This window comes from Lysobacter sp. OAE881 (genome assembly GCF_040546665.1).
Classification (GTDB): Bacteria; Pseudomonadota; Gammaproteobacteria; order Xanthomonadales; family Xanthomonadaceae; genus Lysobacter_J; species Lysobacter_J soli.
Genome location: NZ_JBEPOG010000001.1, coordinates 1,042,182 through 1,057,609, shown reverse-complemented (window position 1 = coordinate 1,057,609; position 15,428 = coordinate 1,042,182). Strand labels below are relative to the sequence as shown.

Here is a 15,428-nt window from a genome sequence, read left to right as displayed (position 1 = left end):
CATTCCCGCGGAGGCGGGGACCCATCCACGCGATCCATCAAGTTCACCCTACGGTGATGTGCCTTCACGATGGATTCCCGCCTTCGCGGGAATGACAGCATCGATCAGTGTCCGTACCCGTTGGTGATCGGATACCGCCGCTCGCGCCCGAACGCGCGCCGCGACACCTTTGGCCCCGGCGCGGCTTGGTGGCGCTTCCATTCGCTGATGCGCACCAGCCGCAGCACGCGGTCCACGGTGGCCTGATCAAACCCGGCGGAGATGATGTCCTCGCGCGACTGCTCCTGGTCGACGTAGCGAAGCAGGATCGCGTCGAGCACGTCGTACGGCGGCAGCGAATCCTGGTCCTTCTGGTTTTCGCGCAGCTCGGCCGACGGCGGCCGGTCGATCACCGCCTGCGGGATCACGCGGTCGCCGACGGTGTTGCGCCAGCGCGCGAGCGCGAAGACCTCGGTCTTGTAGATGTCCTTCAGCGGCGCGTAACCGCCGGCCATGTCGCCGTAGATCGTCGCGTAGCCGACCGCGTACTCGCTCTTGTTGCCGGTGGTAAGCAGCAGGCCGCCGAACTTGTTGCTCATCGCCATCAGCAGCGCGCCGCGGATGCGCGACTGCAGGTTCTCCTCCGTGGTGTCGACCGGCCGGCCGGCGAAGGTCTCCGAGAGCGCATCGAGGAAGCCCTGGAACGGCTTTTCGATCGGCACCGTCATCAATCGCACGCCCTGCATGCGGCACTGCTCCTCGGCGAGGTCGTTCGACATGCCCGCCGTGTAGCGCGAGGGCATGCGCACGGCGGTGACGTTCTCGGCACCGAGCGCATCGACGGCGATCGCCAGCACGAGCGAGGAATCGATGCCGCCGGACAATCCCAGCCACGCATGCTTGAAGCCGTTCTTCGCGAAGTAGTCGCGCGTGCCGCGCACGACCGCGCGCCATGCGAGCGCATCGCGACTTTCGTCGCCGTCTTCCATCCATTGCACCGGCGAGAAGCGGCGCGAGTCGGAATCGAAGTCCACCACGAGCCACTGGTCGGTGAATGCCGCAGCGGCCGGATGCACGGTGCCGTCGCCGTCGGCTACGACCGAGCCACCATCGAACACCACCGCGTCCTGGCCGCCGACGGTGTTGACGTAGACCAGCCCGACGCCGGTTTCCTGCACGCGCTGGGCCAGCAGTGCATCGCGATCGGCATGCTTGTCGCGCTCGAACGGCGAGGCGTTCGGAACGAGCACGAGCTCGGCGCCCTTCGCCACCGTGCTGGCGAGCGGCTCGGGAAACCACAGGTCCTCGCAGACCAGCAGGCCGACCTGCACGCCGTCGACGTCGAAGACGCAGTCGTCGCGATCGGGATCGACGTCGAAATAGCGGCGTTCGTCGAAGACGGCGTAGTTGGGCAGCTCGCGCTTGCGATAGGTGTGCGAGACGTGGCCGTCGCGCAGCACGCTCGCCGCGTTGTAGACGACGCTGCCCGCCGCCTGCGGCCAGCCGACCACGGCGACGATGTCGCGCACGTTCGTGGCGATGCGTTCGAGTTCGGCCTGGCAGTCGGCCAGGAAGGACGGCCGCAGCAGCAGGTCTTCGGGCGGATAACCGCTGAGCGCGAGTTCGGGGAACAGCACGATGTCGGCGCCGTATTCGTCGCGCGCCTGTTCGATCATCGCGGCGATGCGCTCGGCGTTGCGCTGGACGGCACCGACGGGAAAGTCGAACTGCGCGAGGGCGATGCGGAGGGGGTTCGGCATGTGAGGGGTTCGATTCGCACTAAGCCCCTCTCCCGCCTGCGGGAGAGGGGTTGGGGTGAGGGCCGTCGGCGAGGGCTGAATGGATCGCCATCATCACCGCGTCGGTCCGCGTCAGAACGTCATTGTTCCAGAATCTGAGGACACGGTAGCCCCGGCTTTGTAAATGGGCCGTCCTCGTCGCGTCGGCGACACCTGCACTGACGTGCTGGCCGCCGTCCAGTTCGACGATCAGCCTTGCCTGGATGCACGCGAAGTCGACGATGTAGTGCCCGATCGGAAGCTGGCGACGAAACTTGTGGCCCACGAGTGTTCGATTGCGCAGGAAGAACCAGAGATGGCGCTCGGCGTCGGTCATTTCCCTTCGCAGATGGCGCGCGAAGTTGCATTTTTGACCTGGGCGCATGTGCTTCCCCGAAAGGAAACAACATGCCGACCTTGCTTTCGACGTCGTATCGGGCGATGCCTCGCTTGCCCTCACCCCAACCCCTCTCCCGCATGCGGGAGAGGGGCTACAGCCTGTCAGAGGCGTCCGACGCCCGGAGGTGCAAAGCCCCTCTCCCGTTTACGGGAGAGGGTTGGGGTGAGGGCAAGCGGCTGCGACATTCCGACCCGAAGTCCTGAAAGAAAAAGGCCGCCCGAAGGCGGCCTCTTTCTGCATCGTCTGCGAAACGCTTACTTCGCCAGACGCTTGGCGATCGCCGCGCCGAGGTCGCCGGGCGACTTCACCGTGGTCACGCCCGCCTTTTCCATCGCGGCGAACTTGCCTTCTGCCGTGCCCGAGCCGCCCGAGGCGATCGCGCCCGCGTGGCCCATGCGCTTGCCCTTCGGGGCCGAGGCGCCGGCGATGAAGCCCACGACAGGCTTGGTCACGTGCTTGGCGATGAACTCGGCCGCTTCTTCCTCGGCCGAACCGCCGATCTCGCCGACCATGATGATGCCTTCGGTCTGCGGGTCTTCCTGGAACAGCTTCAGCGCGTCGATGAAGTTGGTGCCGTTGATCGGGTCGCCGCCGATGCCGATGCAGGTCGACTGGCCGAGGCCGACGTCGGTGGTCTGCTTCACGGCTTCGTAAGTAAGCGTGCCCGAGCGCGACACGATGCCGATCTTGCCCGGCATGTGGATGTGGCCCGGCATGATGCCGATCTTGCACTCGCCCGGCGTGATCACGCCCGGGCAGTTCGGGCCGACCAGCACGGTGTCCGGGTAGCCCTTCAGCGCGTTCTTCGCACGCAGCATGTCCAGCACCGGGATGCCCTCGGTGATGCACACGATGACCTTGATGCCGGCCGCGGCCGCTTCCATGATCGCGTCGGCCGCGAACGGCGGCGGGACGTAGATGACGGACGCGTCGGCGCCGGTGGTCTTCACGGCTTCGGCGACGGTGTTGAAGACCGGCAGGCCGAGGTGCTGCGTGCCGCCCTTGCCCGGCGTGACGCCGCCGACAACCTGGGTGCCGTATTCCAGCATCTGCTGCGCGTGGAAGGTGCCCTGCGAGCCGGTGAAGCCCTGGACGATGACCTTCGTGTTCTTGTTGATCAAAACGGACATGTCATCAGCCCCTTACTTGCCAGCGACGGCCGCAACGGCCTTCTTCGCGCCATCGTTGATGTCGTCGGCCGGGGTAATGGCCAGACCCGAGTTCTTCAGCAGTTCCTTGCCGGCTTCGACGTTCGTGCCTTCGAGGCGGACGATCACCGGGACCTTGACGTCGACTTCCTTCACCGCGGCGATGATGCCCTCGGCGATCATGTCGCAGCGGACGATGCCGCCGAAGATGTTCACGAAGATCGCCTTCACCTTGTCGGACGACAGGATCAGCTTGAAGGCCTCGGTCACGCGCTCCTTGGTGGCGCCGCCGCCGACGTCCAGGAAGTTCGCCGGCTCGCCGCCGTTGAGCTTGATGACGTCCATCGTCGCCATGGCCAGGCCTGCGCCGTTGACCATGCAGCCGATGTTGCCGTCCATCGTGACGTAGTTGAGGTCGTGCTGGCTGGCCAGCACTTCGGTCTCGTCTTCCTGGCGGATGTCGCGCATGGCGACCAGTTCCGGATGACGGAACGAGGCGTTGTCGTCGGAGTCGACCTTGCCGTCGAGCACGGCGAGGTCGCCGTTGGTGAGGATGGCCAGCGGGTTCAGTTCGACCAGCGCCAGGTCCTTCTCGTTGAACAGCTTGTACAGGCCCAGCATGATCTTGGTCAGCTGGTTGACCTGCTTGGCGTTCAGGCCCATCGCGAAGCCGAGGTCGCGGCACTCGTAGGGCTGCAGGCCCTGCACGTAGTTCACGTGCAGCGCGTGGATGGCTTCCGGCTTCTCGGCGGCCACCTGTTCGATGTCCATGCCGCCCTCGGCCGAGGCGATGAAGGTGACCGACTTGGTCGAGCGGTCGACCAGCACCGACAGGTACAGCTCCTTGGCGATGTCGGTGCCTTCGGAGATCAGGACCGCATCGATCGGCAGCTCGACACCCGCCGTCTGGTAGGTCGCCATCTTCGTGCCGAGCATCGCGGCGGCGTACTGCTTCACCTCGTCGTACGACTTGGCCAGCTTGACGCCGCCGGCCTTGCCGCGGCCGCCCGCGTGGATCTGCGCCTTGACGACCCACAGGTCGCCCGGGATGGCCTTGGCGGCCGCGACGGCTTCGTCCGGAGTGCGCGCGACGCGCCCGGTCGGCACCGCGATGCCGTAGTCGGCAAACAGCTGCTTTGCCTGATATTCGTGAAAATTCATGCGTCACCGAGGGGAGTGAAAAGAATCCCCGCGGCCGGCTTCGCTCCGAGGTCCGGGAAACCCGGGACCGCCGTGACGTCGAGCGCGAGGGGGCGGTATTGTCGCCCATCCACGCGGCCCGGGCAAAACCGCCCGGCGGCCCCGCGCCGGCGGTAGCGGTTCGCCGGCGCCGCCAGCCATACTCGGCACATCGTTTTCGCACGGAAGGAACGCCGCTTGTCGATCGCCTCCGCCCGGCCGCCCATCGCCGCCGACGCCGACAGCGCGCTTCGCCGCGAGCTGTACTTCTTCACGCTCTACCGCCTGTTCGAGGCGGCGCTGCTGGTGTTCTTCCTGTTCGGACCCGCCACCGGGCTGGTCGAACCGCTGCGCAACGCGCTGGGCGCGCGCTCGATCGCCCTGTCCTACCTCTTCATCGCCGCGCTGCTGTTCGTGTTCGGCCGACGTGGCGAGCTGCGCGCGCAGACGCTGACGGGCATCGCCGCCGACCTGTTCTTCGGTTTGCTGGCGATGCATGCGATGCCCGCCGCCGGCACCGGCATCGCGCTGATGCTGCTGTTCAACGTGGGCGCGGCCTCGCTGCTGCTGCCGGCGCGGTACGGCCTGGGCGCGGCAGTGGTGGCGGTGCTGGGCCTGTTCGGTGAGTTCATCTGGAGCCGGTTCGACACGGAGACCGGCACCCGCACCATCGCCGAGCCGATGATGTTCGCGGTCGGTTACATGGCGATCGCCACGCTGACCAGCATCCTCGGCCGGCAGATGCGCGAGAGCTACGACCTGGCCGAACGCCGCGGCGCCGAGGCCGCGCACCTGGGCGAGATCAACGAGCTGATCATCCGCCGCCTGCGCACGGGCGTGCTGCTCGTCGACCGTGGCGACCGCATCCGCCTGGCGAACGAGGCGGCCATGCTGCTGCTCGGCGATGCCGGCGAAAGCACCGACCTGCACGGCCAGCGCAGCCTGGCGGTCGCCGCGCCGGAACTGGCGCGCCGGCTCGAACGCTGGCGCCAGGACGGCACACACAACGACAGCCCGCTGCAGCTGGCGCCGGATCTTCCGGAAGTGGTGCCGCGCTTCACCCGGCTGCTCGCCGGCAGCGAGCAGGTACTGATCTTCCTCGACGACACCTCGCTGCTCTCACGCCACGCCGAATCGATGACGCTGGCGACGCTCGGCCGTTTTTCGGCGAGCCTCGCGCACGAGATCCGCAACCCGCTCGCTGCGATCAACTACGCCGTGCAGCTGCTGGAAGAATCCGACGACATCCCCACCGCCGAGCGGCGTCTGCTGGAGATCATCCGCCAACAGGGCATCCGCATGAACGGCATCGTCGAGAACGTGCTGGGCATGGCGCGGCGCGAACCGGCCAAACCCGAGCACGTGGAACTGGTCGCCTTCGCGAAGCTTTTCGTCGACGAGTACCTCGCGAGCCACCCGCTGGACCTCGACACGTTGCGCAGCACCTCGCAGATCCCGCGCCTGCCGGTGCTGATCGATCCGCGCCACCTGCACCAGGTGCTCACGGTGCTCGTGTCGAATGCACTGAGCTATGGCCGCATGCCGGGCGAGCCGGCGCGGGTGACGGTGAGCGTGTATCCGGACGATGCGGGACTTCCGTGCATCGACGTGCTCGATCGCGGACCGGGCATTCCCGAATCGGTGGCGTCGCGGCTGTTCCGCCCGTTCTTCACGACCTCCAGCCACGGCACCGGGCTTGGGCTCTACATCGCGCGCGAGTTGTGTCGAGCCAACCAGGCCACGCTCGACTACGTCGCCATGCCGGGCGGCGGCGGATGCTTCCGGGTGCGCCTGATCGGCAGCCACACGCTGCTCTCGTCCTGAAGCGGAACCTGAACAGGGCAGAATGCTCTGCGCGTGCTTGGCGCCCCACACGACCTTAAGTTATCGTGAAGGCCGGAGGGAAAATGGCTGAAACACGTAGTGCATTGGTGGTCGACGACGAACGCGACATCCGCGAACTGCTCGTCATGACCCTGGGCCGCATGGGCCTTCGATGCGACACCGCCTCCACGCTCGGCGAAGCCCGCGGCCAGCTCGCGCGCAATCGCTATGACCTGTGCCTGACGGACATGCGCCTGCCGGACGGCTCGGGCATGGACCTGGTCGCCGAGATCAGCCAGAAGCATCCCGAAACGCCGGTCGCGATGATCACCGCCTTCGGCAACGTCGAAGCCGCGGTCGAGGCCTTGAAGGCCGGCGCGTTCGACTTCGTCGCCAAGCCCGTGGACCTGGCCGTGCTGCGCGACCTGGTCCGCCACGCGCTGGACCTCAACGAACGCCGCAAGAGCGCGCCGCCGGCCGACATCGTCGCCGCGCGCCTGTACGGCCAATCGCCGGCGATGGCTACCCTGCGGGGCACGATCGCCAAGGTCGCCCGCAGCCAGGCGCCGGTGTACATCGTCGGCGAGTCGGGCGTGGGCAAGGAACTGGTCGCCCGCACGATCCACGCCGAAGGCGCGCGTTCGACCGGACCGTTCGTGCCGGTGAACTGCGGCGCGATCCCGGCCGAACTGATGGAAAGCGAGTTCTTCGGCCACAAGAAGGGCAGCTTCACCGGCGCGCATGCCGACAAGCCGGGCCTATTCCAGAGCGCCGACGGCGGCACGCTGTTCCTGGACGAAATCGCCGAGCTTCCGCTGGCGATGCAGGTCAAGCTGCTGCGCGCGATCCAGGAAAAATCGATCCGCCCGGTGGGCGCGAACGCCGAAGTGCCGGTGGACGTGCGCATCCTGTCGGCCACGCACAAGGATCTGGCGGCGCTCGTCGCCGACGGCCGCTTCCGCCAGGACCTGTACTACCGCATCAACGTGATCGAACTGCGCGTGCCGCCGCTGCGCGAACGCCAGGACGACCTGCCCGGTCTCGCCGAGAAGGTGCTGCAGCGCCTTTCGCTCGCGCAGGGCCGCGTGTTCCCGCCAACGCTGTCGGCCGACGCGCTCGACACGCTGCGCGCCTATGCTTTCCCGGGCAACGTGCGCGAACTGGAGAACATCCTCGAACGCGCGCTTGCACTCGCCGAGGGCGACAGCCTGACGGCCGAGGACTTGCGTTTGCCGAAGGCCGCGAACACGGTGCCCACCGCGACGCCGATTGCGGCTACGGGTGCGACGTCGGCGACTGCGCCCGCGAATTCCGCAGCACCGCCGCTGATGGTGCCAGGCCAGCCGGCGCAGGCGATCGATCCGCGTACGCTCAACCCGCGCGATACGGCCAGCAGCCCCCTGCCCTCGTACATCGAGGAAATCGAACGCGCCGCGATCCAGCAGGCGCTGCAGGAGAACCGCTACAACAAGACGCGGACCGCGGCAGCGCTGGGCATTACCTTCCGCGCGCTGCGCTACAAGCTGAAGAAGCTCGGCATCGATTGACGGTGCCGGGTCGGCCGTTACAGACGCGCCACGCCCACCCAGCCGCCGCTCAACATCGGCGCGACCAATTCCAGCATGTTGACCACACGCTGGAAGCCGCCCACCGCCGCGCGTGCGAGGCCAGTGGACTGCTCACGCATCTCGTCGAAGCGCACGTGGTATGGCTCGAGCGAATGCAGCGTTGTCCCTGCCCGTTCGAACATCGTGCGCAGGGTCTTGTACGAGTAGACCTGCAGGTGATCGCGATGCATCGATTCCCGGCCGCCCATCCCTACCAGGACGTTATGCCAGCTGCACGCATTGGGCGTGGAGAAAACGAATTCGACGCCAGCCAGTTCCGGGCACGATTTCATGCTTCGAAGGAAGTGCATCGTGTCTGGCAAGTGCTCGATGAGCTCGCCGGCGACCACGACGTCGGGGCGCCCGTAGGCGCTGACCAGAGCGCCCAGGTCGAAGATGTCCGCATTGACGATGCGTCCGTTGTGGCGCGTCGAAAGCCCACCGGCTGGTACCAGCGGGGAATTGTCCACGCCGATCACCTCGCTGGCGACCTCGCACAGGCGCGCATGCAACCATCGACCGTTGTCGCGCTTGGACTCGAACGCTGTTTCATCCAGCGCCCCGAGGTCGAAAACCTTGCGACCGCGGGCATGGGCCAGGATGAGTTCCATGCGATCGCCCGGGCGCGGTACACGCACCGGCTCGAGCGCGGTGTATGCCAGTTCCTGCATCGTCACCTCAACCATCGCGCAACAGGGGATGGACCGTGCGGCGCGGCACCGACGCGATGTCATACGCCAGGAAACCCAGGAGCAGCTGGATGCCGATGATGATCGGCAATGCCACCAGCATCACGCTGCCGGCGCCGGTCATGACGCCCGTGCGGAACGAATTGAACCAGAACCCGAGACCCAGCAGCGCGCCGCCGGATACGAACAGCAACCCCAGGGCGAGCTCGACGGAGGCCAGGGACAGGTCGCGAAGGAAGTAGTTGTAGAAGATGCGCTTGCCGGTGTTGCGCACATGCTTGGCCAGGAAGTCCACCACCACGCTGGCGATCCGTAGGTTGCTGGTCTCGTCGCCATAACGCGCGTCCATCGGCACGTCGATGACGACGGCGCGGATCGTGTTCAGCCGGAACAGCATGTCGGTCTCGAAGAAGAAACGCCTGCTGATCTTCCTCAATGGCAGCCGCGCGATCACCTTGGCGTGGATCGCGGTGTATCCGTTGGTTGGATCGAAGATGTCCCAGTACCCCGAGGACAGCTTGGTCATGAACGACAGCACTGCATTGCCGAAGATGCGCAGCGGGGGCATCCGTCCAACCTGGGTCAGGTCGTAGAAGCGGTTGCCCTTGGTGTAGTCGGCCTCGCCGCGGACAATCGGCCCGATCAGCTGCGCCATGGCACCGCTATCCATCTGATCGTCGCCGTCCATCTTGACCACGATGTCCATTCCGTCGGCAACCGCGCGTGCATATCCCGCCATGACCGCCCCGCCGACCCCGAGGTTGCGCTCGTTGCGCACGACCGCCACACGGGGGTCCCGGCACTCCTCCTCGACGAAACGGCCGGACGCTTCCGGGCAGCAGTCGTCGACGACGTAGATCCGCTCCACGAAACCGGGAATTCCGGCCAGCACTTTCAATATGTGCGCACGGACGCGATGGCTGGGCACGACCACGGCGACCCGGCACCTCGCCGGAGCGGGAGCGGCCACTCCATCCGCGGCCGGGGCGATGTCGGTCGGCATCGTCTGGCTCATCTCAGGTGCCATTGGAGTAGGACAGCGAGTAAAGACGCGCCAGGACGCTCGCGATCGGGGCAGGCCAGACGCGGCCGAACATCATGCGGTCTTCCGCGGCACGCACGCCGTCGCGTATGCCCGATTCGGTTTCGCTGCCCTCGTGAAGGCGATGCAGCATCAGCGCCTGGCGTACGTACACGAATGCCCCTTCCTGCTGCGCGATGCGCATCCATGCGTCCCAATCGAGGTTGACCTTCAGGTCCTCGCGGAAGCGGAAGGGTGTCGCTCCGGGCAAGGTGACGGATGGACACGGGACGGGGCATCCGAACGCCAGTGCCCGCCGCTTTGCCGCTTTCCCGTATATCGCGCCACGGCCGAGAAAACCCAGTTCGAGCAATACGCGCTTGATTCGCAGCATGAGCGAGACCGGCCGACGCCCATTGCCGGACATCTCCCGGTAACCGGTGAAGACCAGCGATGCATTCGGATGTCGTCGCACGGCCTCGAGCGTGGACTGCACGAATGTGGGCAGGTACACATCGTCCTGGTGCGCCAGCGTCACCCACTGCGCGTTCGCCGCGGCGAGTGCAGCGTTCCAGTCGCGACCGATCGAGCCACCTCGATCGTGCACGTGCAACGTACCGCCGTGCGCTTCGACAAGCGCGCGCATCCCCTCGAACGGCGAGGAAGTCGCGACCACGATGCTCGAGTGCCGCGTCTGGTCGGCGAGCGAGCGAAGGCACTGTTCAAGGTGGGGCGATCGTCCATACGCGGGCACGACGAACGCATGCGGTTGCAGCCGGGACGCTTCCATCGTCAACCTGCCGTCCGTTCGAACAGCGTCAACAGGAGGACGCCGCACGAAATCATGGCCAGCCCGCACCATTGCATCGTCGTCAACCTCTCGCCGTAGAAGCACCAGCCGACGATCGACATCAGCACGTAAAGGAACGCGCCGGAAATGCCGAAGGCGACACCGAGCTTGACGCGACTTATCACCACCACCCACACGAGGAAGCCGATGCCCTGGATCGCGACGGCGGCCATGACCGCCGGCGAGGTGATCGCCGCGAACAGCCAGGGCAGTCCGGACACACCCGGCGACTGCTCGGCGATGCGGGTGACACCGTGCTTGATCAGGAATTGCCCGCCCAGCGTGGAACACGTGACAAAAAGGATCAGCAGGATTTCGCGGAACATCCGGAACGGTCTCAGTGCAGGCGCGCCCGCGGAGAGTAGTACGAAAAAGCCTCGTGTACGCGCAGCTTCGCCAGATTGCGCAGGACACCTCATTTCGTCGGTTGCCGCCGAACGGGCATCCGGACCCGGAAGGATCGCGCCGCCAAAAGTGACGCAACTGGTCACAGGCGCGGCAGGAGTGACAAAGAGCGTCACTTTCACTGGCTCCAGTTGGCGCCGATTCAGTGACCCCACTTCCAATTTGAAGATTCGCCCCCCGGGAAACTGGAGTTGGCACGCGATGTGCGTATTCTCCACTGCACGTGCAGCTCGCACGGCAAGCCCAAGGACCCGGTACGCCGGACCTGCGGCACGTGAAAGTAAATATCACTCCTAGGGGAAATGTATGAAGAAGCAGCAGGGCTTTACGCTGATCGAACTGATGATCGTCGTCGCGATCATCGCCATCCTGGCCGCCATCGCGCTGCCGGCTTACCAGGACTACACCACCCGCGCCAAGATCTCCGAAGCGCTGGTGATGGCCGCTCCGGCCAAGCTCGCCGTGGCCGAGACGTCCTCCTCGCTGGGCTCGCTGGGTCTGGTGACCGCCAGCAACGCTGGCTACACGTTCCCGGGCTCGACCAAGTACGTCAGCGGCATCCAGATCACCGGCACCACCGGTGTCGTGACCGTCACCTCGACCGTGCCGAATGCCTCGGGCGCCATCACGCTGACCCCCACGGCCGTGGGCTCCTCCGCGCAGCTGACGTGGGTGTGCCGCTCGACCGCCATCGACGCGAAGTACCTGCCGGCCGAGTGCCGCCCGTAAGCGCCGCGTAACAGCCCAACAGACCCCGGCGCTGCCGGGGTTTGTTTTTTTGGGGCCAAGACTCGAGAACCCGATGTCCGTCAACACGTCACGTTTGTTCCTGTTCGCAGCGATGCTGGCGACATTCGGCATTTACTGGACTGGCCTCAACGGCCCGTTCATCTTCGACGATGCGCAGGGGCTGGACATCGTTCGCGCCTGGCACGAGGGGACCGCCTCCTGGCGTGAGGCCGTGTTCGGCGACGCCTCCCTGCTGTTCGCGCGCCCGATTCCCATGGCGAGTTTCCTGCTCACCACGTGGCTCGGCGACAGCGTCACCAGTTTCCCGTTCAAGCTCGGGAACCTCGTCCTGCACGTCGCATGTGGCTACCTCGTGTGGTGCATCGCGCGACGGGCCATCTCGCACGACCGTGAGCTGAGGACCGTTGCACCCACGCTCGCAGCCCTGGCGGCAACCCTGTGGCTCCTGCATCCGCTCCACGTCAGCACCGTGTTGTATGCCGTGCAGCGCATGGCGCAGCTCAGCACGCTGTTCGCTTTACTCGCCGTATTGACCTACCTGATCGCGCGCGAGCAACTGGAAGCGGGCCGAATCCGCCGCGCATGCGCTCACCTGTTTGTCACCTTGCCGTTGATGGTGGTCGCCGGCCTGCTGAGCAAACAGAATGCGGCTGTCGCGCCCCTCTTGTGCCTGGTGCTGGAACTGGCCTACTTCGCCCGCGGGCGCATGCCTCGTCCGGTCACGGGGTTCTTCGCGCTGTTCCTCGGGCTTCCTGCTCTGGGCGCCGCTGCCCTGCTGACGTTCGCGCCCATGCGACTGCTGGGTGGTTACGACGATTGGGACTTCACGCTGGGCCAGCGACTGCTCACCCAGGCCCGCGCCCTGATGGACTACGTGGGCATGCTGCTGATCCCTCGCGGTCCGCGCATGGGTCTCTACACCGACGACTTTGCGGTGTCGACGGGCCTGTTTTCGCCGGCGACGACGGCGGTTTGTATCGCAGCGCTGCTGGCCATCAGCATCACGGCCTGCCTCGTGCGCCGGCGTGCTCCCACCTTTTTCGCGGGCTGGTTCTTCTTCCTCGCAGCACACGCCGTGGAGTCCACGTTCCTGCCGATCGAGATGTACTACGAACACCGGAACTACTTGCCGTCGGTAGGCCTGCTGATGGCACTGGTGGGCCTATGGGCGCTGGTTCCTCGCGACCTGCCCACCAACGTGCTCGGGCGTACGCAGCTCGGTGCCCTGGCTGGCGGCGGGTTCGCGTTGGTGCTCTGCGTGGCAACGTTCGGGCGCGTCCTGATCTGGAAGGACGAGAACACGATCATCGAACAGGGGCTGCGCTTCCATCCCCAATCCTTGCGTGTGAACTTCCACGCCGGTGATCGCGCGATCAAACACGGTCAGTTTGATGTGCACCGGCAACTGATGACTCGCCTGGTGGCCGGGCCCGATCCGCGCAACCGCGAAATGGCTCGATTGGACCTGATCTACGCCAACTGCCTCAGCGGCACCGGCGGCAACCAGGAGTTGTTGCGATTGGCCGCGGCCGAACGGCTCCCTCGAATTACCGTGTTGGAGACGTATGCGTTTCACCGCTTGTCCACTGCCATCCGCGACAAGGGGTGTGGCGATCTGACCCAAGTGGGACTGGCGGACGGCCTGCGAGAGATCATCGACGCAGCGACGCTACAGCCTGAACAATCGCAACCAAAGGGGGTCACGCGCTACGTCGTGTCGCAGATCTACGCGAGTGCCGGTTTGTGGCCGCAGGCCCGGGAGCAGGTGGATCTCGCCTGGCGCGGTGGCGGCGACAAGCGTGCCGGCGCTTTCCTGGTCCAGACCCTGATTGAGACGGGAAGACAGTCGGAGGCGAGCCGCCTGCTGGCCGAACTGGATTCCCGCATCGACAAAGATGAACTGGCGGCCCAGAAGGCGCTGGCGGCACTGCGAGCGCAACTCGTGACGACGCGCCGGGAAGCCGCGCCGGCATTGCCCGCAGCGCGCGTCGAACAGTGACCGCCGCCCACGCGCACCCGGCAGGATTGCGTTACATTTGAGGCGGGGAAGCAGAAGTTCGATCTAGGGGAAAGCATGAATACCGTGGCTACCGCCAATCTGGTGGGAATCACTGGCATCGCCCGCCGCCTGGTGCTCGACGGGGCACTCGAGGACGGCGTGGCGCGCCAAGCGCAGACGGCCGCTACCGCCGCCAAGCAGCCTCTTGGCGCGTACCTGGCCGAGAAGCGGCTGGTTTCATCGACGCAGTTGGCGGCGGCGAACTCGGTTGAGTTCGGCGTTCCGCTGTTCGATGTGGGCGCGTTCGATCCCGGCCAGTCCGCGATCAAACTCGTCAACGAAACCCTGGTCCGCAAGCACCAGATCCTGCCGCTGTACCGACGCGGCAACCGACTTTTCATCGGCATCAGCGACCCGACCAACACGCAGGCACTGGACGAGGTCAAGTTCCAGACGAACCTGGCGATCGAACCGATCCTGCTCGATGCCGAGCGTCTGCAGCGCACCATCGACCTGTGGCTGGAGGCCAGCGATTCGCTCGCCGATACCGTTGGTGGCGATGAAGGCCTGGAGACGCTGGATGTCTCCGGCGGGGAAGATGCCGCCAACGAGAGCGGTGTCGACGTCAAGACCGACGACACCCCGGTCGTGAAGTTCGTCAACAAGGTACTGGTCGATGCCATCCGTCGCGGCGCCTCGGACATCCACTTCGAGCCTTACGAAACGGACTATCGGGTGCGCCTGCGCATCGACGGCCTGCTCAAGCAGGTCAGCAAGGTGCCTCCGAACCTCTCGGCCCGCATCGCCGCGCGCCTGAAGGTGATGGCGCAGCTGGATATCGCCGAAAAGCGCGTGCCGCAGGACGGCCGCATCAAGCTCAACATCTCCAAGACCAAGCAGGTCGACTTCCGCGTGAGCACGTTGCCGACGCTGTTCGGCGAAAAGGTCGTGCTGCGTATCCTCGACGGCAGTGCCGCCAAGCTCGGCATCGACAAGCTCGGTTACGAAGACGACCAGCGTGCGCTGTACGAAGCCGCGTTGGCCAAGCCGTACGGAATGGTGCTGGTCACCGGTCCAACGGGCTCGGGCAAGACGGTGTCGCTCTACACCGGCCTGAACATCCTCAACGAAGAGGAACGCAACATCTCCACGGTTGAGGATCCGGTCGAAATCCGCGTGCCGGGCATCAACCAGGTGCAGATGAACGTCAAGCGCGGCATGACCTTCGCCGCCGCGCTGCGCAGCTTCCTGCGACAGGACCCGGACGTCGTGATGGTCGGCGAAATCCGCGACCTGGAGACCGCGGAGATCGCAGTGAAGGCGGCGCAGACGGGCCACCTGGTGCTTTCCACGCTGCACACCAACGACGCGCCGCAAACCGTGTCGCGACTGATGAACATGGGCATCGCGCCCTACAACATCACCTCGTCGGTGACGCTGATCATCGCGCAGCGACTTGCCCGTCGCCTGCACGACTGCAAGCGCGAAGTGGCGCTGCCCGAGCATGCGTTGCTCGCCGAGGGGTTCACCCACCAGGAAGTGGCGGCCGGATTGAAGATCTACGAAGCGGTCGGCTGCCCCGATTGCACCGAAGGCTACAAGGGTCGAACCGGCATCTATCAGGTGATGCCGATGAGCGAGAAGATCCAGGCGATCGTCCTGCAGGGCGGCAACGCCCTGGATATCGCCGAAGCCTCCAAGCAATCCGGCGTGCGTGACCTGCGTCAGTCGGCATTGCTGAAAGTAAAGAACGGCGTGACAAGCCTCGCCGAAATCAACCGCGTAACCAAGGACTAACC

13 protein-coding genes are annotated in these 15,428 nt (G+C 65.8%); 5 read left to right on the top strand and 8 right to left on the bottom strand.

Features of this window, described 5'->3' with window-relative positions:
• Positions 1 to 104: 104 nt before the first annotated feature.
• The 4 genes from ABIE51_RS04875 to sucC form a co-directional block, all read right to left on the bottom strand.
• A complete protein-coding gene (locus tag ABIE51_RS04875) occupies positions 105 to 1,739 on the bottom strand; it encodes an NAD+ synthase (RefSeq protein ID WP_192632432.1) in 1,635 nt (544 codons plus the stop codon).
• A gap of 19 nt (positions 1,740 to 1,758) precedes the next feature.
• Positions 1,759 to 2,142 carry an endonuclease domain-containing protein gene (locus ABIE51_RS04870; protein ID WP_192632431.1) on the bottom strand — a complete coding sequence of 128 codons (384 nt, stop codon included), beginning with the start codon at positions 2,140 to 2,142 and terminating at the stop codon, positions 1,759 to 1,761.
• A 269-nt stretch (positions 2,143 to 2,411) separates the two neighbouring features.
• Complete coding sequence (gene sucD, locus ABIE51_RS04865) at positions 2,412 to 3,287, bottom strand: succinate--CoA ligase subunit alpha (protein WP_115841436.1); 876 nt, start codon at positions 3,285 to 3,287, stop codon at positions 2,412 to 2,414.
• 12 nt (positions 3,288 to 3,299) lie between these two features.
• Positions 3,300 to 4,466, bottom strand: a complete 1,167-nt coding sequence (gene sucC, locus ABIE51_RS04860) for an ADP-forming succinate--CoA ligase subunit beta (protein ID WP_115841435.1) — start codon at positions 4,464 to 4,466, stop codon at positions 3,300 to 3,302.
• Positions 4,467 to 4,682: 216 nt separating this feature from the next.
• Between sucC and ABIE51_RS04855 the strand changes: the two genes are divergently transcribed.
• Both ABIE51_RS04855 and ABIE51_RS04850 read left to right on the top strand, forming a co-directional pair.
• Complete coding sequence (locus tag ABIE51_RS04855; protein WP_253336535.1) at positions 4,683 to 6,308, top strand: sensor histidine kinase; 1,626 nt, start codon at positions 4,683 to 4,685, stop codon at positions 6,306 to 6,308.
• 83 nt (positions 6,309 to 6,391) lie between these two features.
• Positions 6,392 to 7,855, top strand: coding sequence for a sigma-54-dependent transcriptional regulator (locus ABIE51_RS04850; protein WP_192632430.1), 1,464 nt, complete (start codon positions 6,392 to 6,394; stop codon positions 7,853 to 7,855).
• A 17-nt stretch (positions 7,856 to 7,872) separates the two neighbouring features.
• On the opposite strand, the gene ABIE51_RS04845 is transcribed toward ABIE51_RS04850, so the two are convergent.
• From ABIE51_RS04845 to ABIE51_RS04830, 4 genes are read right to left on the bottom strand one after another with little or no spacing between them, the layout of a single operon-like run.
• Positions 7,873 to 8,586 carry a methyltransferase domain-containing protein gene (locus ABIE51_RS04845; RefSeq protein WP_192632429.1) on the bottom strand — a complete coding sequence of 238 codons (714 nt, stop codon included), beginning with the start codon at positions 8,584 to 8,586 and terminating at the stop codon, positions 7,873 to 7,875.
• A 7-nt stretch (positions 8,587 to 8,593) separates the two neighbouring features.
• Positions 8,594 to 9,619, bottom strand: coding sequence for a glycosyltransferase family 2 protein (locus tag ABIE51_RS04840; RefSeq protein WP_425494074.1), 1,026 nt, complete (start codon positions 9,617 to 9,619; stop codon positions 8,594 to 8,596).
• A 1-nt stretch (position 9,620) separates the two neighbouring features.
• Positions 9,621 to 10,487 (bottom strand): glycosyltransferase, encoded by an 867-nt coding sequence (locus tag ABIE51_RS04835; RefSeq protein ID WP_192632428.1) that lies wholly within the window; start codon positions 10,485 to 10,487, stop codon positions 9,621 to 9,623.
• The gene (locus tag ABIE51_RS04830; RefSeq protein WP_192632427.1) at positions 10,418 to 10,801 is read right to left on the bottom strand and encodes a DMT family transporter; all 384 of its coding nucleotides are present in this window, start codon (positions 10,799 to 10,801) and stop codon (positions 10,418 to 10,420) included. Before ABIE51_RS04830 ends, ABIE51_RS04835 begins: the two co-directional genes overlap by 70 nt.
• Positions 10,802 to 11,186: 385 nt before the next feature.
• Here ABIE51_RS04830 and ABIE51_RS04825 point away from each other — a divergent pair, with 385 nt between their 5' ends.
• The 3 genes from ABIE51_RS04825 (at position 11,187) to pilB (ending at position 15,426) form a co-directional block, all read left to right on the top strand.
• Positions 11,187 to 11,609: a pilin gene (locus ABIE51_RS04825; RefSeq protein ID WP_192632426.1), complete on the top strand. Its 423-nt coding sequence runs from the start codon at positions 11,187 to 11,189 to the stop codon at positions 11,607 to 11,609.
• Between the two features lie 73 nt (positions 11,610 to 11,682).
• Positions 11,683 to 13,629, top strand: coding sequence for a hypothetical protein (locus tag ABIE51_RS04820; RefSeq protein WP_192632425.1), 1,947 nt, complete (start codon positions 11,683 to 11,685; stop codon positions 13,627 to 13,629).
• A gap of 75 nt (positions 13,630 to 13,704) precedes the next feature.
• A complete protein-coding gene (gene pilB / locus ABIE51_RS04815; RefSeq protein ID WP_192632424.1) occupies positions 13,705 to 15,426 on the top strand; it encodes a type IV-A pilus assembly ATPase PilB in 1,722 nt (573 codons plus the stop codon).
• The last annotated feature ends 2 nt before the right edge of the window (positions 15,427 to 15,428 follow it).